At 52.1% G+C, this 22,525-nt stretch carries 21 protein-coding genes; 17 read left to right on the top strand and 4 right to left on the bottom strand.

The features are described 5' to 3' along the window. Window positions 1–126: 126 nt before the first annotated feature. Both ACT3R4_RS14055 and ACT3R4_RS14050 read left to right on the top strand, forming a co-directional pair. Window positions 127–588 (top strand): flavodoxin, encoded by a 462-nt coding sequence (locus ACT3R4_RS14055; RefSeq protein ID WP_193054553.1) that lies wholly within the window; start codon window positions 127–129, stop codon window positions 586–588. Window positions 589–591: 3 nt separating this feature from the next. Then, the gene (locus ACT3R4_RS14050; RefSeq protein WP_193054554.1) at window positions 592–966 is read left to right on the top strand and encodes a hypothetical protein; all 375 of its coding nucleotides are present in this window, start codon (window positions 592–594) and stop codon (window positions 964–966) included. 42 nt (window positions 967–1,008) lie between these two features. Here the strand turns inward: ACT3R4_RS14050 and ACT3R4_RS14045 are convergent, their stop codons facing one another. Further along, window positions 1,009–1,131, bottom strand: coding sequence for a hypothetical protein (locus ACT3R4_RS14045; protein ID WP_441679351.1), 123 nt, complete (start codon window positions 1,129–1,131; stop codon window positions 1,009–1,011). Window positions 1,132–1,136: 5 nt separating this feature from the next. After that, entirely contained in the window at window positions 1,137–1,448 is a 312-nt protein-coding gene (locus ACT3R4_RS14040; protein WP_496203798.1) for a CBS domain-containing protein, read from the bottom strand. 277 nt (window positions 1,449–1,725) lie between these two features. Between ACT3R4_RS14040 and tig the strand changes: the two genes are divergently transcribed. The 6 genes from tig (at window position 1,726) to ACT3R4_RS14010 (ending at window position 10,148) form a co-directional block, all read left to right on the top strand. Next, a complete protein-coding gene (gene tig, locus ACT3R4_RS14035; protein ID WP_193057204.1) occupies window positions 1,726–3,078 on the top strand; it encodes a trigger factor in 1,353 nt (450 codons plus the stop codon). Window positions 3,079–3,147: 69 nt separating this feature from the next. Then, complete coding sequence (clpP, locus tag ACT3R4_RS14030; protein WP_193057203.1) at window positions 3,148–3,765, top strand: ATP-dependent Clp endopeptidase proteolytic subunit ClpP; 618 nt, start codon at window positions 3,148–3,150, stop codon at window positions 3,763–3,765. Between the two features lie 74 nt (window positions 3,766–3,839). Continuing rightward, a complete protein-coding gene (clpX, locus tag ACT3R4_RS14025) occupies window positions 3,840–5,120 on the top strand; it encodes an ATP-dependent Clp protease ATP-binding subunit ClpX (RefSeq protein ID WP_172118799.1) in 1,281 nt (426 codons plus the stop codon). A 183-nt stretch (window positions 5,121–5,303) separates the two neighbouring features. After that, window positions 5,304–7,718, top strand: a complete 2,415-nt coding sequence (gene lon, locus ACT3R4_RS14020) for an endopeptidase La (RefSeq protein ID WP_441679353.1) — start codon at window positions 5,304–5,306, stop codon at window positions 7,716–7,718. A 192-nt stretch (window positions 7,719–7,910) separates the two neighbouring features. Further along, a complete protein-coding gene (locus ACT3R4_RS14015) occupies window positions 7,911–8,183 on the top strand; it encodes an HU family DNA-binding protein (RefSeq protein WP_087111465.1) in 273 nt (90 codons plus the stop codon). 147 nt (window positions 8,184–8,330) lie between these two features. Continuing rightward, window positions 8,331–10,148: a SurA N-terminal domain-containing protein gene (locus ACT3R4_RS14010; protein WP_441679354.1), complete on the top strand. Its 1,818-nt coding sequence runs from the start codon at window positions 8,331–8,333 to the stop codon at window positions 10,146–10,148. Window positions 10,149–10,215: 67 nt separating this feature from the next. Here ACT3R4_RS14010 and ACT3R4_RS14005 read toward each other — a convergent pair whose 3' ends face one another. Then, window positions 10,216–10,986 (bottom strand): UDP-2,3-diacylglucosamine diphosphatase, encoded by a 771-nt coding sequence (locus tag ACT3R4_RS14005; protein WP_193054609.1) that lies wholly within the window; start codon window positions 10,984–10,986, stop codon window positions 10,216–10,218. 15 nt (window positions 10,987–11,001) lie between these two features. Then, window positions 11,002–11,502 (bottom strand): peptidylprolyl isomerase, encoded by a 501-nt coding sequence (locus tag ACT3R4_RS14000; protein WP_087111461.1) that lies wholly within the window; start codon window positions 11,500–11,502, stop codon window positions 11,002–11,004. A gap of 155 nt (window positions 11,503–11,657) precedes the next feature. On the opposite strand from ACT3R4_RS14000, the gene ACT3R4_RS13995 reads away from it, so the two are divergent. From ACT3R4_RS13995 to ACT3R4_RS13955, 9 genes are all read left to right on the top strand, one after another. After that, window positions 11,658–13,337 (top strand): glutamine--tRNA ligase/YqeY domain fusion protein, encoded by a 1,680-nt coding sequence (locus ACT3R4_RS13995; protein WP_441679355.1) that lies wholly within the window; start codon window positions 11,658–11,660, stop codon window positions 13,335–13,337. A 10-nt stretch (window positions 13,338–13,347) separates the two neighbouring features. Then, window positions 13,348–14,742, top strand: coding sequence for a cysteine--tRNA ligase (gene cysS, locus ACT3R4_RS13990; protein ID WP_441679356.1), 1,395 nt, complete (start codon window positions 13,348–13,350; stop codon window positions 14,740–14,742). A gap of 112 nt (window positions 14,743–14,854) precedes the next feature. Beyond that, window positions 14,855–15,766 carry a glycine betaine ABC transporter substrate-binding protein OsmF gene (osmF, locus tag ACT3R4_RS13985; protein WP_193054606.1) on the top strand — a complete coding sequence of 304 codons (912 nt, stop codon included), beginning with the start codon at window positions 14,855–14,857 and terminating at the stop codon, window positions 15,764–15,766. 3 nt (window positions 15,767–15,769) lie between these two features. Then, complete coding sequence (locus ACT3R4_RS13980; protein WP_441679357.1) at window positions 15,770–16,966, top strand: ABC transporter permease; 1,197 nt, start codon at window positions 15,770–15,772, stop codon at window positions 16,964–16,966. Further along, window positions 16,963–17,928 carry an ABC transporter ATP-binding protein gene (locus tag ACT3R4_RS13975; RefSeq protein ID WP_441679358.1) on the top strand — a complete coding sequence of 322 codons (966 nt, stop codon included), beginning with the start codon at window positions 16,963–16,965 and terminating at the stop codon, window positions 17,926–17,928. The genes ACT3R4_RS13980 and ACT3R4_RS13975 overlap by 4 nt, the downstream gene beginning before the upstream one ends. A gap of 13 nt (window positions 17,929–17,941) precedes the next feature. After that, window positions 17,942–18,700 carry an ABC transporter permease gene (locus ACT3R4_RS13970; protein ID WP_441679372.1) on the top strand — a complete coding sequence of 253 codons (759 nt, stop codon included), beginning with the start codon at window positions 17,942–17,944 and terminating at the stop codon, window positions 18,698–18,700. 349 nt (window positions 18,701–19,049) lie between these two features. Then, entirely contained in the window at window positions 19,050–20,252 is a 1,203-nt protein-coding gene (locus ACT3R4_RS13965; RefSeq protein ID WP_441679373.1) for a thiamine pyrophosphate-dependent dehydrogenase E1 component subunit alpha, read from the top strand. A gap of 1 nt (window position 20,253) precedes the next feature. Beyond that, window positions 20,254–21,231 carry an alpha-ketoacid dehydrogenase subunit beta gene (locus ACT3R4_RS13960; RefSeq protein ID WP_087111445.1) on the top strand — a complete coding sequence of 326 codons (978 nt, stop codon included), beginning with the start codon at window positions 20,254–20,256 and terminating at the stop codon, window positions 21,229–21,231. Between the two features lie 18 nt (window positions 21,232–21,249). Beyond that, the gene (locus ACT3R4_RS13955) at window positions 21,250–22,518 is read left to right on the top strand and encodes a 2-oxo acid dehydrogenase subunit E2 (protein ID WP_441679359.1); all 1,269 of its coding nucleotides are present in this window, start codon (window positions 21,250–21,252) and stop codon (window positions 22,516–22,518) included. Window positions 22,519–22,525 lie beyond the last annotated feature (7 nt).

Genomic DNA, 22,525 nt, shown 5'->3' with positions numbered 1-22,525 from the left:
CGCCACGGTGCATACAGCCTTGTCTGTTCATTTGCGAAATGTGCCGTATAAATGAAGTATGTTAATATTCCTGCAAATTCAACGGCTATTTATCAACGCCGTGACACTTAATAGGGGATAGCAACAATGCCTCAACTGAACATATTGGTTGGCACGATGTATGGCGGTGCGTTAGATGTGGCTGAGCAGGTAAAGCCATTATTCGAGCAAGCGGGCTTTGCCGTTAATATTGTTGAGCAGCCGACGCTTGATGATCTAACGAGCCATGAAGATCTCTCATTATTCGTGCTCTCTACCACTGGCAGTGGTGACTTTCCCGGTAATTTTGTGCCCTTTGTGCGCAGCTTAAAAGATACAAGCCCAGCCCTTACGGCATTACGCTACGGCATGATTGCGTTAGGCGACAGCTCCTACGGTGATACATACTGTGGTGCGGGCAGAGCGCTTGATGCGTTACTTGAAGACCATGGGGCACGCCGTTTGGGTGACCGGTTGGAAATTGATGCCATGGAAACATTTATGGCAGATGATGCCGCACTACCGTGGGTCGAGACGTGGATTGAAGAGCAGCAGCTAAAGGTAGCCTAAGCAATGCAGCCGATGCCTTTTTCAGCAGAGCGCATTAGTGTTGCGCTCGGTTTGTGTGTGGTGATGCTGGCATCTTTGCCGCGTTTTATGGCAGGTGGGCACAGTACCCGTCAAACGCTTATTGTGATGGGTGTCGTACTGGTTGCCAGTGCGGCGGTAGCGCAATGGCGTTTATTATCCCGTGACGCGCGCAAGCAATTACCTCGTCTTTGCCTACGGTTGGTGCTCATGCTGTTAGTGGGCGCTTTAGTCATGGGGGCTTGGCACGCGCTTTTTACCACATGGATCAGCTGGGAAGTCTTTATCTCTCACGCCGCTACCTGTGGTCTTTTAATGCATGCGGTAAGTTTATGGTGGCGCCCTAAACGCCATAAATAACCCGTTTAGGCCCAAAACCCTTGGATAAAATCGATAGTATACTCACCCCAGCAGGTTCCATTGCTGCTCCGTTTCAACGCCTGCGGCGACCACCTTCATACCTGGCTCACGAGGGCTTGCAATCGCCGCAACGATAGCGCGGCTGTTGTGCTCCTGCTGGTGCAAAGGCCTCAATAAAACGGCGATCTATTTTTAGGCTTTGGGCCGTAATATGATGCAGGTAGCTCAGTGATGAGTAGGGCCTCGCTGAGCAACATTTGATGCGGCGCGGTATGCACGGGTGATGTCATAAATTCCGCGATCGGCCGCATTAGAGCCGAGGGCGTGCTGAAATTGATCATCAAGGCGTCATGCTCTGTCCAAATACCTAACGCTTGGTGGTTCTCCATAATGACAATAGAGCTGCAGTGGCGCTTCGCCATACGCTTTGCCGCTTGGCAAAGCGGGATGTCGGGTGTGCAGTGCAAAATGCTGGTTTGCATAATGCGTGAAATAGGTAAGTCTTGATGAGTAGTCATGAGTATCGTTACGATAGCCAGTAAAGGTTGCTAAGTGGCAGGTAGCCTATCGTAATGAGCACGTAATTCTGTGTCCGAGGTCTAAAAGTAATAAATTAGTCACTTATTCCCTTGTAATTAACCGCAGCGCCCCCATCTTGCGAGCATGGCGCTTGCCACCGTGCGCTAGGGTTCTTAAAATTGCCCCTTGGAATTTATTTAAACACTGTTAATACAACGCCCAGCCGCTAGAGGACAATTCATGCAAGTTTCCGTCGAGACGACCTCCCAGATCGAACGCCGTATTTCTATCCAAGTACCGGCTGCCGAAATCGACGAGGCTGTCAGTGCTCGCCTGATAGACACCGCGAAAAACGTGCGGCTGAATGGTTTTCGCCAAGGCCGGGTACCAATGTCTGTTGTCCGCCAACGCTATAGCGACAGCGTTCGCAGTGAAGTAGTGGGCGAGGTAATGCGTGAGCGTTACGTACGTGCCATCACTGAAGAAGGCCTTAACCCGGCTGGCTACCCTCAGATTGAGCCGCAAATTAATGAAGCCGGTAAAGATCTTGAATTCGTAGCGATCATGGAAATTTATCCGCAGATCGAGTTGACCTCTATCGAAGGCACTGACGTTGAGCGCCCGGTGGTTAGCGTAAGCGATGCTGACGTTGATGAAATGATCGAGACGCTGCGTAAACAAAATGCCGATTGGCAAGATGCGGATACACCGGCAGCAGATGGCGATCAGGTAACGATTGATTTTAAAGGTTTCCTGGGCGATGAGCCGTTTGAAGGCGGTAGTGCAGAAGGTCACGCGCTAGTGATTGGCTCCAACAGCTTTATCCCAGGCTTTGAAGAGCAGTTAATCGGTGCCAAGGCTGGCGAAGAGAAAACCATCAAGGTTACTTTCCCGGAAGATTACCAGGCCGAGCATCTGGCAGGTAAGGAAGCCACCTTCAATGTAACGGTGCATAAAGTCAGCACGCAGAAGCTGCCTGAAATTGACGCTGCTTTCATTGAGCGCTTTGGCGTAGACGATGGCGACCAGGATAAATTCCGCGCTGAAATCAAAAAGAACATGACGCGTGAGGCGACTCAGGCCGTTGATAATCGTGTTAAGCAGCAGGTGCTGGACGCGCTTAAAGAAGCCAACGACATTCTGGTGCCAAGCTCGTTAGTTCAGCAAGAAACGGATGCAATGAAGCGTCAGGCTGCTCAACAGTTTGGCCTTGGCGAAGACTTTGATGTTAGCCAGCTGCCCAATGAGCTTTTTGAAGAGCAGGCCAAGGGCCGCGTTCAAGTAGGTCTTTTGCTGGCTGAAGTGATCAAGGTCAATGAGCTTGACGCTGACGATGCTGCGATTAAAGCAAAAGTTGAAGAGCTGGCCGAGCAGTACCAGGACCCTTCTGAGGTTGTTGAGTACTACATGAGCAACGACCAGCTGAAAACGCAGGTTAAGTCTGCCATTCTCGAAGAGAAAGCGGTCGATAAACTGCTTGAGCAAACGAACGTTAAAGACGTTGAAATGTCTTATCAGCAAGCATTAGCTGCCGCTCAGCAGCAGGCTGCACAAGACGAGGGTGCTGAAGAAGGCGAGAAAGCAGACGCCTAAGCAATCCCATCAGCGCGGCGCACTGTTCTCGGTGCGCCTTTCCCTTATCGGACGCAAGGAATCACCCAAATGAGTGGATTTGATATTCAAAACGCCGGCGGTTTAGTGCCCATGGTGGTTGAGCAGAGCGCCAAAGGGGAAAGAGCCTACGATATTTACTCGCGTCTGCTAAAAGAGCGTGTCATTTTCCTGGTAGGCCCTGTTGAAGACTACATGGCTAACCTTGTGGTCGCTCAGATGTTGTTCCTTGAGTCGGAAAACCCCGACAAGGATATCCATCTTTATATCAACTCGCCGGGTGGCTCGGTAACGGCAGGCATGTCGATTTATGACACCATGCAGTTTATTAAGCCCGATGTATCAACCGTATGTATTGGTCAAGCGGCCAGTATGGGCGCGCTGCTTTTAACAGCAGGCGCAGCCGGTAAGCGTTACTGCTTGCCTAATTCACGGGTCATGATTCATCAGCCGCTGGGGGGTTATCAAGGTCAGGCATCTGACATTGAAATCCATACCCGTGAGATTCTGGGAATCCGCGAAAAGTTGAATCAGATTCTTGCGCATCATACTGGTCAGGATCTGGAAGCGGTTGCCCGTGATACCGACCGTGACAATTTCATGAGCGCCAATAAAGCTCAAGAGTATGGCTTGATTGACGCAGTGCTGGATAAGCGGCCTACATCCTGATAGCGTGATGAGGTTTTGCTTTTCTAACGAGCTTTTATGGCGGTGCAAGCCGCCGCAGTGACAGAGGTACGCTAATGGCCGACGGCAAAGGCAAGGATGAAGGTGGTAAATTACTTTACTGCTCGTTCTGTGGAAAAAACCAGAACGAAGTACGTAAACTGATTGCTGGCCCGTCCGTATATATCTGCGATGAGTGTGTCGACTTGTGTAATGACATCATTCGCGAGGAAGTTCTCGAAGCCGATGCCGAGAGCGATGAGGAGCGTTTACCTACGCCTCGCGAAATACGTCATACCCTGGACGATTACGTCATTGGACAAGACCGCGCCAAAATGGTGCTGTCCGTAGCGGTTTATAACCACTACAAGCGTCTGAGACCGGACGTACGTGAAGGCGATGTTGAATTAGGTAAATCCAATATTCTGCTCATCGGCCCCACTGGTAGTGGTAAAACATTGCTAGCGGAGACCATGGCACGTTTATTAAACGTACCTTTCACCATTGCGGATGCAACAACGCTGACCGAAGCGGGTTATGTGGGTGAAGATGTTGAAAACATCATCCAGAAGCTGCTTCAAAAGTGTGACTACGATGTAGAGAAGGCCGAGCGCGGCATTGTATATATCGATGAAATTGACAAGATTTCTCGTAAGTCCGACAACCCGTCTATCACGCGTGATGTATCGGGTGAAGGTGTACAGCAGGCGTTGCTCAAACTAATCGAAGGCACGACGGCTTCTGTACCGCCTCAGGGTGGCCGCAAGCATCCGCAGCAAGAGTTTGTTCAGGTAAATACCGGTAACATACTGTTTATTGTGGGCGGCGCTTTCGCGGGTCTGGACAAGGTTATACGTGACCGGGCTGAAAAGGGCGGAATCGGTTTTAACGCCAGCGTTAAGAGCAAAGAGTCAGCACGTGGTGTCGGTGAGCTGCTTGCAGACGTTGAGCCGGAAGACCTGGTGAAGTTCGGTTTGATTCCAGAGTTTGTTGGACGCCTACCGGTCATTGCTACGTTGACGGAGCTTACCGAAGACGCGCTGATCCAGATTTTGACAGAGCCCAAAAACTCGCTCATCAAGCAGTATGGAAAGCTCTTCGAAATGGAAGGCGTGACGCTTGAGTTTAGAGACGAAGCGTTACGAGCGGTTGCTGCGAAGGCGATGGAGCGGAAGACAGGTGCACGCGGCCTGCGCTCTATCCTTGAGTCGGTATTGCTTGACACCATGTATGAAATTCCATCACTGGAAAATGTCAGCAAGGTGGTTATCGATGCATCGGTAATCGCAGGTGAAAGCGAGCCGCTCTTGATGTATTCAAAGCAGGAAGATGCTCGCGTTGATGGCACGGATGGCTAGTAATAGGCCAACGGCGTGACTTCAGCCGCTTGCGCTAAACCAAGGGGTCGCCTAGGCGGCCCCTTGTTGTTCATGGGTGTCACTGCGTAGTTTGCTCTACACTGCGTAGTACTTTTCATACAGTGATGTACTTGTCTTGGTGTTCCATCAAGTACTCTTCCGATTTGTTGAGGAACGTCTGCGATGCAGCAGAACGCCGAACAGACTCAATGTCTACCTTTATTGCCGTTGCGGGACGTCGTCGTGTATCCGCAAATGGTTATCCCTCTGTTTGTAGGGCGTGAAAAGTCGATTCAGGCGCTTGAAGCTGCGATGGAAGCTGATAAGCGCGTATTGCTAGTGGCTCAGCGAGAAGCTGCCCAGGATGAGCCGGACAATGCCGACCTCTACGCCATGGGCACTGTGGCGGACATTATGCAGCTGCTCAAGCTTCCCGATGGCACTGTAAAAGTGTTGATTGAAGGCAGCTTTCGCGCGGATGTACTGGACATCGAAGAGAACGAAGCGGGCTATACGCAAGCCCATCTTTCTCCTCGAGAGAGCGAGCCCTTAACCAGCCGCGAACAGGAAGCGCTGGTACGCGTGCTGCTTAATCAGTTCGAGCAGTACGTTAAACTGTCGAAAAAAGTGCCCAATGAGGTGCTTAACTCGCTTTCCGGGATTGAAGATCCAAGCCGGCTAGTGGACACCATCTGTGCTCATTTATCGCTAAAAATTGGCGATAAACAGGAGCTTTTAGAGATGGATAGGGTGCGCGATCGTATTGAGCACCTGATGGCCTTAATCGAATCTGAAATTGATCTGCTTCAAGTAGAAAAGCGCATCCGCTCACGTGTTAAAGAGCAGATGGAAAAGACCCAGCGCGAGTACTACTTAAACGAGCAGATGAAAGCCATTCAGAAAGAGATGGGCGAGCTCGACAACGTACCAAATGAAGCCGAAAAGTACGAGAAAGCGATCAAAGAGTCGGGCATGCCACAAGAGGCTGCCGATAAAGCGACTCAAGAGCTGAACAAGCTGAAAATGATGGCTGCTAACTCTGCAGAATCGACCGTCGTGCGCTCCTATCTGGATTGGCTGATAGCGGTCCCTTGGAAAAAGCGTACGCGCGTGAAGCATGATCTTGTGAAAGCGCAAGAAGTGCTTGATGAGGACCATTACGGCCTCGAAGAGGTAAAAGCACGTATCCTTGAGTACTTGGCTGTACAAAAGCGCGTACGCAAGATGAAAGGCCCTGTGCTGTGCCTGGTAGGCCCACCTGGGGTGGGTAAGACCTCGCTGGGCCAATCTATCGCGCGGGCGACCAATCGTAAGTATGTACGCTTGGCATTGGGTGGAGTGCGGGATGAGTCGGAGATTCGTGGCCATCGACGCACTTATATTGGTTCATTGCCCGGTAAGCTAATGCAGCGCATGAGCCGTGCAGGTGTCAAGAATCCACTGTTCCTGCTGGATGAAGTGGATAAGCTCGGCATGGATCATCGTGGCGACCCAGCCTCAGCGCTTTTGGAAGTGTTGGATCCTGAGCAAAACAACAGCTTCAGCGATCACTATCTGGAACTGGATTACGATCTTTCAGAGACGCTGTTCATCTGTACGGCCAATTCGATGAATATTCCTGGCCCGCTTTTGGACCGTATGGAAATTATTCGTCTGCCAGGCTATACCGAAGATGAAAAGCTGGCGATTGCCAAGCGTTATCTGTTGCCGAAGCAGCTTGCTGCCAATGGACTGAAGACAGATGAGCTGGCACTTCAGGACGATGCGTTGCTAGAGCTTATTCGCTACTACTCGCGTGAAGCGGGGGTGCGTGAACTTGAACGCCAGATTGCTAAAGTCTGCCGTAAAGTGCTTCGCGAGCGCTTGGAGCGTAAAGACCTCGAAGAGACGCAAACCCTTTCTGCTGAGCAAATTGAAGCCTATGCCGGCGTACGACGTTACAGCTACGGGCTGGCTGAGCAGGATGACCAGATTGGCCGTGTTACAGGGCTTGCGTGGACATCAGTCGGTGGAGAGCTTCTCAGCATTGAGTCTGTGGTGACGCCAGGTAAAGGGCGAATTAACAAAACGGGCTCGCTCGGCGATGTAATGAAAGAGTCCGTTAGTGCCGCACAAACCGTTGTTAAGGCGCGTGCTCACGGGTTCGGTATTGACCCTGTACGTTTTGAGAATGAAGACCTGCATATCCATGTGCCAGAAGGGGCCACGCCTAAAGATGGCCCCAGCGCTGGTGTCGCGATGGTAACGGCTATGGTGTCGGCTTATACGCAGCGTGCAGTGCGCTGTGATGTAGCGATGACCGGTGAAGTTAACCTTCGGGGCGAGGTGTTGCCGATAGGCGGCCTGAAGGAGAAATTGCTGGCAGCCCGTCGCGGTGGTATAAAGACCGTCTTGATTCCTGAAGAAAATCGTCGTGATCTCAAGGAAGTACCGGAAAATATCAAGGGTGCACTTGATATTCGTCCGGTACGCTGGATAGATGATGTATTGGCGGTGGCGCTAGTGAGCGATGAAAACGATGAGGGCACGTCTTTAAAAAGTGCTGAAAAGGGTGCTAAAACATCGTTTACTTCCTCCACCGTAGCCAATACACACTAATATTAAAGCCATTGGTCTTTAATGTTTACTTAAAGAATTTGCCCAAAGCCTTGTGCAGCGGGCATTCCACGGTGTGTTTGCTTGACAGGTGTTTCAAGGCATTGCTATAAAACGCAGCTATGCTTTGAGGTTGTACCTTCTGGTGGCCATGCCGTACAGAGCCATTTTTTTGAAACAGTTAAGGGGTGAAGTGTGAATAAGTCTGAGCTGATTGAAGCCATTGCCGCGTCTGCCGATATTCCTAAGGCAGCGGCAACCCGCGCATTGGATGCCATGGTGGAGTCTGTCACCGATAGCCTCAAAAAAGGTGAAAGCGTTTCACTGGTAGGTTTTGGTACCTTCGCTATTAAAGAGCGTGCTGCACGTACTGGCCGTAACCCGCAGACGGGCCAGCCTATCGAAATTAAAGCGGCGAAAGTACCTGGCTTCAAAGCAGGCAAGGCGCTGAAAGACGCCGTTAATTAATTGTTCTGTGTTTATGTAATCTAATGGGCGCATCGCATCCGCGATGCGCCCATGTTATTTTTTGGCCTGGTATTTAAGGGGTTATCCGAAAACGATTTCGGGCAACGTGAAGGTTTATTTATATGGCTGTGTTTATCTGAGGCTAGCATGCTGCAAAGTATTCGAAATGGCTCCAGAAGCTGGGGCGCCAAAATTATTATCGGTCTCATGGTGGCTGCCATGGCGCTGTTTGGGGTGGAATCACTGTTTAGTGTGTTTGGCAGCGATCCCAATGAAGTCGCAAGTGTCAATGGCCGGCCCATCATGCGTCAGCAGGTTGAGCTGGAGGTGCAGCGAGCGCTTCGGTCAGGCCAGGTTCCGCCGGAACAAGAGCGTGCGTTGCGCAATGATATGCTGGACCAGTTGATCACCCAGCAACTGCTTACTCAGTACGCTGATGACGGCGGGTTCTACGTCTCCGATGCACAGTTAGACCAAATTATTGTAGGCCTCCCCGAGTTTCATGATCAAAATGGTCATTTCTCGGCCGACATTTTCCGTAACCGGCTAGCGGGTGCAGGCTATTCACCTGTCTCGTTTCGTCAGGACTTGCGCGTCGACATTAAGCGTCAGCATTTGCAGCAAGGCTTGGCATTCAGCGATTTTAGCCTGCCCAGCGAACAGGCTCGTTTGGCCGAGTTACAAAATCAGCAGCGCAGTTTTCGTTATGTGCTGATGAACAACGACGACGTAGATGTTGATATCAATGTCACCGACGAGCAGGTACAGGCTTACTATGATGCCCATCAGGAGCGTTTCGAGCGGCCTGAGCAGGTACGCGTTGAGTATGTGCTGATTGATCGCCAAGCCATGGCCGCTGAAAGTGAAATTGATGAAGAGACGCTTCGCCAGGCGTGGCGTGAACAGAATCAAAATGCGGATCGACGCATTTCACATATCATGGTGACCTTTGGTGATGAACGTTCCCGTGAAGAAGCACGCAGCATTGCTGACACTGCTTATGATGACCTGGAAGATGGCGAATCCTTTGCTGATACGGTACTCCGCTACTCTGATGACACAGCAAGTGCCGAGGAAGGAGGCGATCTAGGTACGATTTCGCGCGGTATTTTCGGCAATGCATTTGATGAGGCTGCATTCTCTCTTGCTGAAGGCGAAACGTCGCAGGTCGTTGAAGTTGATGGTGCCTTCCACATTCTGCGAGTGACCGATGTTGATGCCCCCTCGTTTGAAGAGCAGCGCGACACTCTGCGTCAAAACGTGGCGTTAGGAGAAGTTAACGATACGTTTAACGCTAACGTCCAGCAACTGATTGACCAGAGCTTTGCTGCGGACGATTTGCAAAGCGTCGCTGATGATATTGGTTTAACGTTGACGCAAACCGATTGGCTCGCGCGTGGTGAAGGCGAAGGCGTTCTTTCGGAGCCGGGCGTGCTGGATGAAGCCTTCAGCGAAGAGGTGCTGACGGATGGCTATAACAGTGAAGTGATTGAGCTCGACGATGATCGACGCTTGGTCTTGCGTGTGGCCGAACACCGTGAAGCGACGCTGATAAGCCTGGATGACGTTCGCGATGAGGTAGAGCAGTCCGTTGCCGCCCAACAGCGTCAACAAGCCATGCTTGAGCAGGCTCAAGCAATGACAGCTTCGCTTAATGCGGGTGAGACGCTCGACGTCAATTGGCTTGAAGCCACTAACGTTAATCGTCAGCAGAATAGTTCTTTACCTCAAGGATTGGTGTCGGAAGTCTTCCGTATGCCGAATCCGGATGAAGGTGAAAGCCAGTACCGGGCTGTTACGCTGTCGCAAGATGTTGCGGTTATCGCGTTGGATGACGTATCGGCAGGCGAAGATAATGATCAAATAGCGGGTTTTGTCGCGCAAATGGCTGAGCAGTTAAGAGCCCAAGCGGTGATCCAGGGCTTGATTGACACCCTGTATCAGGATGCGGATATCAAGCGCTAACGTTGTCAGGTATGAATAAAAAAGCCGATCATCGATTGATCGGCTTTTTTGTGTTTGCTGAAGGCAGTTACGCCGCGGGCGGCGTGGCCAAGGAGAATTGACGCAGCCTGGGTTCAGGGCGGTCAGACTCCTCGATAATCACGTCCCAGCCGTGCTGGTCATCCCAGTCACCCAGTACAAAGCGTTTAGCAGGTACGTCTTCCACCGTAAGATCATGAACCTTAGGGCGGTGTGTATGGCCATGGATCATGGTGGCAACGCCATAACGCTCCATCAGTTGTACGACTTCAGCATGGGTCACGTCCATAATCGCTTCTGCCTTGTTTGCGTTGGCATCGCCTGATTGCATGCGTAGGCTTTTGGCAAGCTCCAGGCGCTGCTCAAGAGGCAGCGCTAGAATCTGTGCTTGCCATTCAGGATTGCGCGACTGCTGCCTGAACGCCATATAGGCTTCATCCTGGGTGCACAGGCTGTCGCCATGCAACAGTACAAGCGGCACGCCCTCCAACTCCACTTCCTGCACATCGGAGAGCAGTGTTGCCTGGCAGGCATTAACAAACCGTTCGCCCAGCAGAAAGTCACGGTTGCCATGAGACAGATAAATAGCCGTGCCGTCATCGCTCAGCTTGCGTAAGCGTTGGATGACTTCAAGCGCCACGGCGCTAAGGGGATGCTGAGTGTCGAGTAAGTCATCACCCATCCACGCATCAAAAAGATCACCCAAAATATAAAGGGCGCTTGCGCCCTGGGCCGTTTGTTCCAGATAGCGATAAAACCCCTGATTGATCTCAGGGGTGTCGCTGCTTAAGTGCATGTCAGCTACAAGCAGTGTGCGCATGATGCTCCCGAAGAGTTATTCTGCTTCTTTTACATAAGCACGCTCAATGATCACATCTTCCGCAGGCACATCCGCATGCATGCCACGGCGTGTTGTGCTCACACCCTTAATGGCGTTGACCACGTCCATACCATCAACTACTTCACCAAAAACAGCGTAACCCCAACCTTGAAGGCTTTTTCCGCTGTGATCCAAAAAGCCGTTGTCGCCAACATTAATAAAAAACTGGCCAGTCGCCGAATGGGGGTCTTGCGTTCGAGCCATGGCAAGCGTGCCGATGGTGTTCTTTAAGCCATTATCCGCTTCATTCTCGATCGAATCACGTGTCGGCTTCTGGTTGAAATCCTGATCAAAGCCACCGCCTTGCACCATAAACCCGTCAATGACGCGGTGAAACAGTGTGCCATCGTAAAATCCATCACGAACATACTGCTCGAAGTTAGCCGCTGTTACCGGCGCTTTTTCATGATTAAGCGCGATAGTGATGTCACCGTGGTTTGTCTGTAATACGATCATGAATAAATTCCTGTTCAATGAAGACGTTCGCCTTGGCGCTGTGCATCGGCGTCACGCTATAATAGCGGTTTTGCTTGGCACCGCGAAGCGCTAACCTAATAGCGTAGGCAGAGGTTGCCTGGCACGCCATCCACCACGAGGTTTTCAACACCACCATGACCAACGAGACCACCCCAGCGCCGAACTTCATTCGCAACCAAGTACGCGACGAGATCGAGGGCGGCCAGGTCACAAAAATCGTGACGCGTTTTCCCCCAGAGCCGAACGGTTTTCTGCACATCGGCCACGCAAAGTCGATCTGCTTAAATTTCGGATTGGCGGAGCAAATGGGTGGTGAGTGTCATCTGCGTTTTGACGACACCAACCCGGCGAAAGAAGAGCAGGCTTATATTGATGCCATCAAAGAAGACGTCAGTTGGTTAGGTTTTAGCTGGGCGGGCCCGGTTCGCTTTGCTTCTGACTACTTTGACCAGCTTTATGCCTGGGCACAGCATTTAATTCGCGAAGGCAAAGCCTACGTGGATGATCTCACGCCCGATGAGATCCGTGAGTATCGCGGTACGCTAACCGCTCCTGGCAAGCCAAGCCCTTACCGCGAACGTAGCGTTGAGGAGAACCTGGATTTACTCGAGCGTATGCGTGTTGGCGAATTCGGTGAAAGTGAAAAAGTGCTACGTGCCAAAATCGATATGGCATCGCCTAACATCAACTTGCGCGATCCCATCTTGTATCGCATTCGTCATGCGAATCATCACCAAACCGGCGATAAATGGAAGATTTATCCTTCCTACGACTTCACTCATGGGCAGTCGGATGCGATCGAAGGTATCACTCACTCAATCTGTACGCTGGAATTTGAAGACCACCGTCCGCTATATGAGTGGTTCCTGAATAATCTCCCGGTTCCCGCCAAACCACGCCAGATTGAGTTTGCGCGCTTAAACCTGGATTACACGCTGACCTCTAAACGCAAATTGAAGCTGTTGGTGGACGAGCAGATCGTAGACGGCTGGGATGACCCACGGATGCCGACGATTTCCGGCATGCGCCGCCGTGGTTATACCGCCGCTTCTATTCGTAAATTCTGCGAAATGATCGGCGTGACGCGTGCTGATGGCGGGCTTGTCGATATCGCCATGCTGACCCACGCTATTCGCTCGGACCTTGAAGATAACGCGCCGCGTGCCATGTGCGTGCTGAAACCGCTCAAGGTCGTACTGACTAATGTGGCAGAAGACCACGAGGAAGTGTACGACGTGCCGGGACACCCCGCGCGTGACGACATGCCGATGCGTAAGGTACCGTTTGGTCGCGAGCTGTACATTGACCAGGATGACTTCATGGAAGATGCACCCAAGAAGTTCTTCCGCTTGGCGCCAGGCAAGGAAGTTCGCTTGCGCAACAGCTACGTCATCCGGTGTGACGAGGTGATCAAGAACGACGCCGGTGAAGTGGTTGAGCTGCACTGTTCGGTGGACTTCGACACGCTCGGCAAAAACCCGGAAGGGCGCAAGGTGAAAGGCGTGGTTCACTGGGTCAGCGCCACTCACGGTGTGCCCATAGAAGTGCGTCTGTATGACAATCTGTTCATGGTCGAGCAACCGGACCGTGACAAGGATGTCGATTTCCTTGAGCACCTGAACCCAGAATCATTGGTCATCTGCCAAGCAATCGGCGAGCCAAGTCTGGCCGAAGCCGTGCCGGAAGATCGTTTCCAGTTTGAACGCATGGGTTACTTCTGTGCTGACCGTCATCTCTCCAAGCCGGGGCAACTGGTGTTTAACCGTACCGTAGGGTTGAAAGATAGCTGGGCGAAAATCAAACAGAAAGGTTAAGGATCGTCATATGCAAATTTACAATACGCTGACGCGTCGCAAGGAGCCATTTACGCCGCTGGTCGCGGGTAAGGTAAGCATGTATGTCTGCGGCATGACGGTGTATGACTATTGTCACCTTGGCCACGCCCGCGTCATGGTCGCATTTGATGTCATTACTCGCTATTTGCGCCACCGTGGCTATGACGTTACCTACGTGCGTAACATCACCGATATCGACGATAAAATCCTTAAGCGTGCTGAGGAGAATGGTGAAAGCATTACGGCGCTAACCGAGCGCATGATTGATGCCATGCATGAAGACGAAGCGCGGATGAACGTGCTGCCACCCAGCCAAGAGCCCCGTGCAACGGGGCATGTTGGGGATATCGTCGGCATGATCGAAACGTTGATCGAAAAAGGTTTTGCCTATCCTGCCGGAAATGGCGATGTGTACTACCGAGTGCGCAAATTCGCCACGTACGGCAAGCTCAATAACCGCCAGCTAGACGATATGCGTTCAGGTGCGCGGGTTGATGTGGATGTTCATAAAGAAGATCCGCTTGATTTTGTGCTTTGGAAAGCGGCAAAACCGGGTGAGGCGCACTGGTCATCACCCTGGGGCGATGGCCGTCCTGGCTGGCATATCGAGTGTTCGGCCATGTCGACCTGCTGTTTGGGGGATACCTTTGATATTCACGGTGGCGGGCCCGATTTGACCTTCCCGCACCACGAAAACGAAATTGCTCAGTCAGAAGCCGCGACGGGGAAAACCTACGTTAACACCTGGATGCATGCGGGCGCTGTCCGTGTGGATCAGGAAAAGATGTCGAAGTCGCTAGGCAACTTCTTCACCATTCGAGACGTATTGGCCGAGCATGATCCGGAAGTGGTGCGTTACCTGTTGGTCGCCAGCCATTACCGGAGTGCGATTAACTACTCGGTTGATTCCCTCGTAGAGGCGCGTAAATCGTTAACGCGCCTTTATACCGCGCTGGATGGCGTCGACACTGCGGCTCAAATGGATGAAGCCGCTAGTCCTTATCGTGACCGCTTCACCCAGGTCATGGACGATGACTTCAATACCCCGGAGGCGCTCGCTGTACTATTTGAGTTGGCGCGAGAGGTTAATCGTGCCAAAAGCGATACACCTGAAAAGGCCGTGGGGCTGGCTGGTGAATTAAAACAGCTCGCTGGTGTGTTGGGGCTTCTCACGCAAACGCCCGCTGCGTTTTTAAAAGGCTCTCAGTCGCAAGGGGTAGCGCTTAGCGAAACGGCTATCCAGGAAAAAATTGCCCAGCGTCAGGCAGCGAAAGCGAATAAGGATTTTGCTCAGGCAGATGCCGTTCGTGATGAGTTGGCGGCGCTAGGTATCGTGTTAAAAGACTCACGTGAAGGAACTACGTGGGTCATTGAATCTCCTTAGCAAGAGCCGGTGTGCCAGGCGTCGCTATAGCGGCGTCTGGCAGCCACTCAAATGCCACTTATACTAGTAATGCCTCCCCTCACTAAAAGACGTCTACTAAAGGATTGCCAAGATGCGCTTTACTATCAAATCTCTGCTATCTGTCGCTGCCCTGTCGTTGACAACATTAAGCCAAGCGAATGCCAATGAGCCCGTTGTCGTTGCCTCCAAAATCGACACGGAAGGGGCGGTGCTGGGTGAGTTAATCATTCAGACGCTAGAGCGCAACGGCATACCAACGCAAGACCGCCTTCAACTGGGTGCTACGAATGTGGTGCGTACCGCGCTAACTGCTGGAGAAATTGATCTATATCCTGAATACACCGGAAACGGTGCTTTCTTTTTCGATATGGCGGATAGCGATGTATGGAAAGATGCTGACCAGGCACATCAAACCGTACGTGAGTTGGATGCGCAAAATGGGTTGGTATGGCTAACGCCCGCGAGCGCGAATAATACCTGGGCCATGAGTATTCGTCAGGATGTTGCAGATGAGCATAATTTGAAAACACTGGATGATCTTACTGCTTATATTGCCGATGGCGGCGATTTCAAATTTGCGGCCAGTGCAGAGTTCGTTGAATCCGCTCAGGCGTTACCCGCTTTTCAAGAGGCGTACGGATTTGAGTTAACGGATGAACAACTGCTGGTGCTTTCAGGCGGTAATACAGCGGCTACAATGCGTGCCGCGGCTCAACAAACCAGTGGCGTTAACGCAGCGATGACCTATGGAACGGATGGCGGCTTAAGTGCCCTGGGCCTGGTGGTATTGGAAGATTCGAAAGGCGTTCAACCTGTCTATCAGCCCGCACCGGTCGTACGAGAAAGTATTCTTGAAGCCTATCCGGATATCGAGCCGCTGCTTCATGATGTATTTACAACCCTGGACGAGGTAACGCTGCAAGCGCTTAACGCGGATGTAGCCGTTAACGGTTTATCGGCAAGTCAGGTCGCTAACGACTATCTCGACCGTTTGGATAACTAATAAATGTCGCTTTTGGATGCGCTGCCCACGCCTCGCTTGGGGCGTGGTGGTTACCCTAATGCTGTTTTAATCAGTTTAAGTGTGGTGATGCTGGCAGCGGTTTGGGGGGTGGATACCGTCAGCGTTGCACCTAACCGAATTGTGCAAGGAGAGGGTGTTAACGTTCAGGGCGCCTTCGGTTGGCCCGGTGCTGTGCTTGTCTCATTACTGGTCATTGCGTTGGGAAGCCTGGCGTATCAGCCCAGCCGTACCCACTATTGGGCGGCCTTGGGCGTAGTGGTATTACTACTGACGCTGATGCCGTTTGGATTAATGGTCGCCAGCCACTTTTTAATAGACCCAGAGCTTCCTCAAGCGCGATTAGGCATCGGGGGCGGTTATTGGGTTGTCTTGTTTATCTCATTGTTAGGTATCGTTGAACTACGCCTGCGGCTTGGTTTAAAACGTTTATGGCCGGTTCTCATATTGTCAGGCGTTGGACTGATTTGGTGGCTTTGCGCGTGGCTCTGGTTAAGCGACTTGGCTCTGGTTCAGGAATTTAAAGCGCGGGATCATCAATTTATACAGGCGATCAAGCAGCATATTTTCCTGGTGAGCACCGCTGTGAGCGTGAGTGTGGTAATGGGCACGCTGCTTGCCCTGTTGATGCGTCGCTTTGCCAGGCTGCAAAAGGTTGCTTTTGCGCTGCTTAATTTCCTCCAAACCATCCCTAGCCTGGCACTCTTTGGCCTTTTGCTGGCGCCGCTGGCGTGGCTTGCCGCCAATGTGCCTTTCCTGGCTAAGGTTGGGGTGAGTGGAATTGGTAATACGCCCGCGCTTATTGCGCTGGTGGCTTATAGCCTGCTGCCCATGGTGCGCAACACCTACACCGCCTTGGAAGAGGTCAGCCCGGATACTCTGGAAGCCGCAAGCGCCATGGGCATGCACCGTATTCAGCGGTTTTGGCAGGTTCGCCTACCCTTGGCGCTGCCTGTGCTGTTGGAGGGTGTACGTATTACGACGGTTCAAGCCATTGGGCTTACGGCAGTAGCGGCTTTGATTGGCGCAGGGGGCTTAGGTACCTTCATCTTTCAGGGGCTAGGCCAGGCCGCCATGGACATGGTGCTGCTGGGTGCACTGCCCATTTTGATATTAGCTTTGTTAGTGGATGCGGGCCTGGGTGCCTTGGCAGAAGCACTGCGCCCAGGAGGCGTCCAATGATCGAACTTTCACACGTCTCAAAGCGTTTCGGTGCTGAAACGGCAGTTGATGCTATTAATCTAAAGGTGGAAAAAGGCCAGTTTTGTGCGCTGGTAGGTACCTCTGGCTGTGGCAAGTCGACCACGTTGCGTATGATCAATCGCTTAATCGAAAAAAGTGATGGTGAAATTACCCTGGATGGCCAGGCCATTGAAGCGTATGACCCGGTCAAGCTGCGCCGACGGATTGGATATGTGATTCAAAGCACGGGGCTATTCCCTCACTGGACGGTTGCTCGCAATATTGGGCTGGTACCACGCCTACTGAAATGGCCTGCGAAAGATATTCAGGCACGGGTTGAGGAGCTAATGGGCTTGCTTGGCTTGCCCGTTGCTGAGTTCGGACATAAGTATCCGCATCAGCTTTCTGGTGGGCAGGCTCAGCGCGTAGGTGTTGCTCGCGCCCTGGCGGCTGATCCGGATATTTTATTAATGGATGAGCCTTTTGGCGCACTGGACCCTATCACGCGCGTCAAATTGCAGGATGAGCTGGCAGGCCTTCAGGCGCGGTTACATAAAACCGTTGTGTTTGTCACACATGATATGGATGAAGCGCTTAAGTTGGCTAATCATCTTGTCGTTATGCGCGATGGCCATATCGTGCAGCAGGGGACACCGCTTTCACTATTACAGCACCCCAAGGACCCTTTTGTTGAATCGCTTTTGGGTGGGCTTGAGCGTGGTTTAAAGCAAGCGGCCTTAACGCGAGTCAAGGACCACATGTCTTCGATGGGGCCAACGTTACCCTCGCAATTTCGTATACCCGCTGACTTTTCGTTGCGCCAAGCGCTTTCCATGATGCTGCGCGACCATACGGATCGTCTTGCTGTAGTCGATCAGGAGGATGTTCCAATTGGCGAGCTTTCTCTGCGCAAGATAGTAAAAGAGGCCCAGTTGGAAAAAGGAAGCATGCGTGAAGCCTGATGTGAAGCGTGTGATGCGTTCGACCCAAGCCACTGCAAAGACGGCCTGGTTGTGGCCATTCTTATGGGGCACGCTGTTGGCTATCTGTATCGTGGGAATACCGCACGCCCAAGGTATCTTTCAATGGATAGAGCCGGATGTTCGGCAGGTTATCTATCAACGTACACCTTTTTATGTGTTGCTTGAGCGCCATGTACTGGTCGTTGGAGTTGCCGCGGTTGTTACCATAAGCCTGGGTGTTGGCGCAGGGATTGCGGTAACGCGTCGAAAAGGGCAGGATTTTTTGCCGTTAGTGTCGCAACTTGCATCACTTGGACAAACGTTTCCCCCCGTGGCGGTATTGGCATTGGCCGTGCCGGTACTGGGTTTTGGCACCTTGCCCATTATTGTAGCGTTGATGCTTTATGGCCTGCTGCCGATTGTACGCAATACCCTGGCAGGGCTTCAGGATGTTGATAAGGATATTAAAACCGCAGCCCGTGCAGTGGGGCTAACACCCCTCCAGGTGCTTTACCAGGTAGAGCTGCCTTTGGCTGCGCCCGTCATATTGGCGGGTATTCGTACCTCGGTGACTATCAATATTGCGACCGCTGCACTCGGTGCCACGGTGGGCGCCAGTAACCTGGGGGACCCGATCATTGCCGGCATTATTAATAACAATATGGCTTACGTCCTTCAGGGGGCCTTGGTGATTGCGCTTTTGGCGCTTACGGTTGATAGCGTATTTGATGCACTTCAAACCAGGCTGCGCTTACGACTCTCTTCTTCCTAACGCCTTGCTTCTAGGGTCTGTCTGAAAAGTCGACGAGCCAAGACAAGACAAGGCAAAAATTGGCGAAAAAACGGAGTTTACATGTGTAAATGAGTATTTTGAGCCAATTTTTAACGCCGTATTGTCGAGCGCAGACACTTTTCAGACAGAGCCTAAACCGCCATCTCCTTGAACCGTTCCAGATTATCTTGTCGTCGTTGGTCTCTTCGTCTTAAGTGGTATGCCTAAAGTCCTTGTGCTGCGTTACTGTCGTAGTCGTTGCGTTGACTGAAACCAGATAAATCCACTGGCATAAACAGTCATCTCCGACAATACTGCCTTCAAAAGAGGCATAACAAGGACAATAATGATGATTCGCTACGTACACCAGCCGACGTTTCTGACGGGCGATGAGCTTTCCATCTCCACCTTCAGCTTGCTCGACCCTGAAGGCGAACTTTATAGCGGTGCCGAAGCGCCTGCGCTAGAGCGTGAACACGCACGCAGGCTCTACCAGGCCATGCTATCCACTCGTATTCTTGACGAACGTATGATGGCCGCACAGCGCCAGGGGCGGCTTAGCTTCTACATGCAGTGCGTAGGAGAAGAAGCGGCGGTGGTGGGCGCCACCGCCGCCCTGGACGATGCGGATATGATCATGGCGCAATACCGTGAGCAGGGTGCGCTGATGTATCGCGGTTTTTCTATTGATGAGTTTATGAACCAGCTATTCGGCAATGAGCTGGATTATGGCAAGGGCCGCCAAATGCCGGTTCACTACGGTTCACGTAAACTTCACTACATGACGATTTCGTCACCCTTGGCGACCCAAATCCCCCAGGCAACCGGCTATGCCTATGGTCAAAAACTCGCAGGCGATGGGCAATGTACGTTGACCTTTTTTGGCGAAGGCGCAGCGTCAGAGGGCGACTTTCATGCGGCGCTTAATATGGCCTCTGTCCATAAAGTGCCTGTCATCTTTTTCTGCCGTAATAATGGTTATGCCATTTCCACTCCCGCCGTTGAGCAGTTTGCCGCGGATGGCATTGCACCGCGCGCGTTTGGTTATCACATGCATGCTATTCGTGTAGATGGCAACGATGTACTTGCCGTATACGAAGCCACTCGGCAAGCGCGCAAGCTGGCGGTTGAGCATAATCACCCGGTGCTGATTGAGGCGATGACGTATCGCCTTGCCGCCCACTCATCCTCTGATGATCCTTCTGGCTATCGCTTAAAAAGCGAAGAAGAGACATGGCGCCTCAAGGACCCCGTGCTGCGAATGCAAAAATGGATGTTGAAAAAAGGTTGGTGGAGCGAAGAGGAGGAAGCCCAGCAGCAGGAATCACTGCGCCGTGATGTGCTTGAAACCATGAAGCGTGCTGAAAAGCGGCCTCCACCCTCATTGGATAGCCTGGTAAGTGATGTTTATGCCGATGTAACCCCAGCGCTTCAACGTCAATTCGACCAACTTAAAAGCCATATTCGTCGCTACCCTGAGACATACCCCCAAGGCGCTCGGTCGTTAGACTTGACCGTGCAGACGCCCACTGACTCTAAAGGGGAGGCGTAACATGCCCACGATGAATATGTTGCAGGCCATTAACAATGCGCTGGATATTGCCATGGCGGAGGATGAAAAGGTCATTTGCTTTGGCGAGGACGTCGGCATTTTCGGTGGTGTGTTTCGCGCCACCAGCCATCTACAGGAAAAATACGGTAAAGCGCGGTGTTTTAATACGCCCCTGGTAGAGCAAGGCATTATTGGCTTTGCCAACGGTTTGGCAGCACAGGGTTCGGTGCCTGTCGCCGAAATCCAGTTTGCCGACTATATCTTTCCCGCGTTTGACCAGATTGTTAACGAAACGGCCAAGTATCGTTATCGTTCAGGCGACTTGTTTAACGTCGGCGGACTAACGATCCGTACCCCGTACGGTGGGGGGATATCCGGTGGGCTTTATCACTCTCAGTCTCCGGAAGCCTACTTTACCCATACGCCTGGGATAAAAGTGGTGGTGCCGCGTAATCCCTACCAGGCAAAAGGCCTGTTGCTGGCTTCCATCCGCGATCCAGATCCGGTGCTTTTTTTAGAACCCAAGCGTCTTTACCGTGCTTCAGTGGGCGAGGTGCCGGAAGAGGATTATCAGTTGCAGATAGGTGAAGCAGACATCATCAAAGAGGGTAGCGATATTACCCTGGTAGGATGGGGCGCTCAGATGGAGGTAATTGAAAAAGCAGTAGAGCTTGCTGAAGCGCAAGGCATTGCCTGCGAAGTGATCGACCTGCGCTCCCTGCTTCCCTGGGATGCCGATACCGTTGCTGAGTCTGTACTAAAAACAGGTCGGCTCGTCGTCAGCCATGAAGCACCGCTAACCGGAGGTTTTGCCGGCGAAATAGCAGCGACCATTCAAGAGCGTTGTTTTCTCTATCTCGAATCGCCGATAAAGCGGGTGACCGGGCTGGATACTCCTTTCCCCTTGGTACTGGAAAAAGAGTATTTTCCCGATCATTTGAAGATTTTTGAAGCGATTCGTGAAAGCGTTAATTTCTAGCGCCCAAGGAGAAGAGCAATGAGCGATTTTAAATTGCCAGATATTGGCGAAGGCATCGTTGAGTGTGAAGTCGTGGAGTGGCGGGTTGCGGAAGGTGATCATATCGAGGAAGACCAGCCCATCGTTGAGGTAATGACCGACAAAGCGCTGGTGGAAATCACTGCCCCTGAAGCGGGTGTGGTAACACGGCTTTATGTGCCACAAGGGCAAATTGCCAAAGTGCATGCTCCACTCTACGCCTACCAGGGCTTGGATGAGAACGAAGGAGAAGGAGGCCGCTCTTCTGTTTCGCATCATGCATCGTCAATAAGCAAGCTGCCGGATGACGCTGTTGAGTTACCCGTCGCTACGCCGCCCAGTAACCCAACTGCACAGGGAGCTTATGGCAAAGTGCCCGCGAGCCCCGCGGTAAGGCGGCTAGTACGAGAGCATGGGTTAACAATTACCGAGGTGGCTGGTAGTGGCAAAGAGGGTCGAGTGCTTAAGGAAGACGTGCTGGCGCATATTCACCACAACGAGGTAGAGCCATCGATAGCCAAGCCAGCGCCTACTATCAACGAGGCGCACAACCCAGAGCAGGACGCGCCACGTATAGAGCCCTTACGCGGCGTGCGTGCCGTGATGGCAAAACGCATGGTTGCCTCTGCAACGACTATTCCGCATTTTCACTATGGCGAAGAGCTTGATGTTACTGAGCTATTGGCGCTACGCGAGCGGCTGAAGCCTCAGGCAGATGCTCAAGGGCAGCGCCTTACGCTGATGCCCTTTTTTATGAAGGCGTTAGCACTCGCCTTGGCCGAAACGCCGATACTTAATGCGCAACTCAATGAAGCCGGTGACGAGCTTCACTACTATCCTCAGTGCAATATTGGTATGGCGGTAGATAGCAAAACCGGATTATTAGTGCCCAATGTTAAAGGCGTTGAGCGTTTGACGTTGCTTGGTATCGCTCGTGAAGTGGGCCGCTTGACCGTTGCTGCACGTGAAGGCCGTGTCGACCAGGCTGACCTAAAGGGAGGGACGATCAGTATTTCCAATATCGGTGCCCTAGGGGGGACTTATGCTACGCCTATTATTAATGCCCCTGAAGCGGCTATTGTTGCGATAGGCAAAACGCAGTGGCTGCCGCGTTTTGATGAGCAAGGCGCCGTTCAGCGCCGCGCCATTATGACAATTACCTGGGCAGGAGATCATCGGTTCATTGATGGCGGCACCATTGCGCGCTTTTGTAATACATGGAAAGGCTTTTTGGAAGCGCCTGAAACCATGCTGCTTTATTTGGGATAAACGCACG

Origin of the sequence: Halomonas sp. AOP7-E1-9 (assembly GCF_052376035.1) — a bacterium.
GTDB classification, from domain to species: domain Bacteria; phylum Pseudomonadota; class Gammaproteobacteria; order Pseudomonadales; family Halomonadaceae; genus Vreelandella; species Vreelandella citrativorans.
Note: the sequence above shows the minus strand (reverse complement) of the source record. Positions and strands in the feature narration are given on the sequence as shown.

Bases quoted from the DNA above. Each gene is read 5' to 3' on its own strand.
- ACT3R4_RS14055 (WP_193054553.1), top strand. From the start codon at position 127: ATGCCTCAACTGAACATATTGGTTGGCACGATGTATGGCGGTGCGTTA.
- ACT3R4_RS14050 (WP_193054554.1), top strand. From the start codon at position 592: ATGCAGCCGATGCCTTTTTCAGCAGAGCGCATTAGTGTTGCGCTCGGT.
- ACT3R4_RS14040 (WP_496203798.1), bottom strand. From the start codon at position 1,448: ATGCAAACCAGCATTTTGCACTGCACACCCGACATCCCGCTTTGCCAA.
- tig (WP_193057204.1), top strand. From the start codon at position 1,726: ATGCAAGTTTCCGTCGAGACGACCTCCCAGATCGAACGCCGTATTTCT.
- clpP (WP_193057203.1), top strand. From the start codon at position 3,148: ATGAGTGGATTTGATATTCAAAACGCCGGCGGTTTAGTGCCCATGGTG.
- clpX (WP_172118799.1), top strand. From the start codon at position 3,840: ATGGCCGACGGCAAAGGCAAGGATGAAGGTGGTAAATTACTTTACTGC.
- lon (WP_441679353.1), top strand. From the start codon at position 5,304: ATGCAGCAGAACGCCGAACAGACTCAATGTCTACCTTTATTGCCGTTG.
- ACT3R4_RS14010 (WP_441679354.1), top strand. From the start codon at position 8,331: ATGCTGCAAAGTATTCGAAATGGCTCCAGAAGCTGGGGCGCCAAAATT.
- ACT3R4_RS14005 (WP_193054609.1), bottom strand. From the start codon at position 10,986: ATGCGCACACTGCTTGTAGCTGACATGCACTTAAGCAGCGACACCCCT.
- ACT3R4_RS14000 (WP_087111461.1), bottom strand. From the start codon at position 11,502: ATGATCGTATTACAGACAAACCACGGTGACATCACTATCGCGCTTAAT.
- ACT3R4_RS13995 (WP_441679355.1), top strand. From the start codon at position 11,658: ATGACCAACGAGACCACCCCAGCGCCGAACTTCATTCGCAACCAAGTA.
- cysS (WP_441679356.1), top strand. From the start codon at position 13,348: ATGCAAATTTACAATACGCTGACGCGTCGCAAGGAGCCATTTACGCCG.
- osmF (WP_193054606.1), top strand. From the start codon at position 14,855: ATGCGCTTTACTATCAAATCTCTGCTATCTGTCGCTGCCCTGTCGTTG.
- ACT3R4_RS13980 (WP_441679357.1), top strand. From the start codon at position 15,770: ATGTCGCTTTTGGATGCGCTGCCCACGCCTCGCTTGGGGCGTGGTGGT.
- ACT3R4_RS13975 (WP_441679358.1), top strand. From the start codon at position 16,963: ATGATCGAACTTTCACACGTCTCAAAGCGTTTCGGTGCTGAAACGGCA.
- ACT3R4_RS13970 (WP_441679372.1), top strand. From the start codon at position 17,942: ATGCGTTCGACCCAAGCCACTGCAAAGACGGCCTGGTTGTGGCCATTC.
- ACT3R4_RS13965 (WP_441679373.1), top strand. From the start codon at position 19,050: ATGATTCGCTACGTACACCAGCCGACGTTTCTGACGGGCGATGAGCTT.
- ACT3R4_RS13960 (WP_087111445.1), top strand. From the start codon at position 20,254: ATGCCCACGATGAATATGTTGCAGGCCATTAACAATGCGCTGGATATT.
- ACT3R4_RS13955 (WP_441679359.1), top strand. From the start codon at position 21,250: ATGAGCGATTTTAAATTGCCAGATATTGGCGAAGGCATCGTTGAGTGT.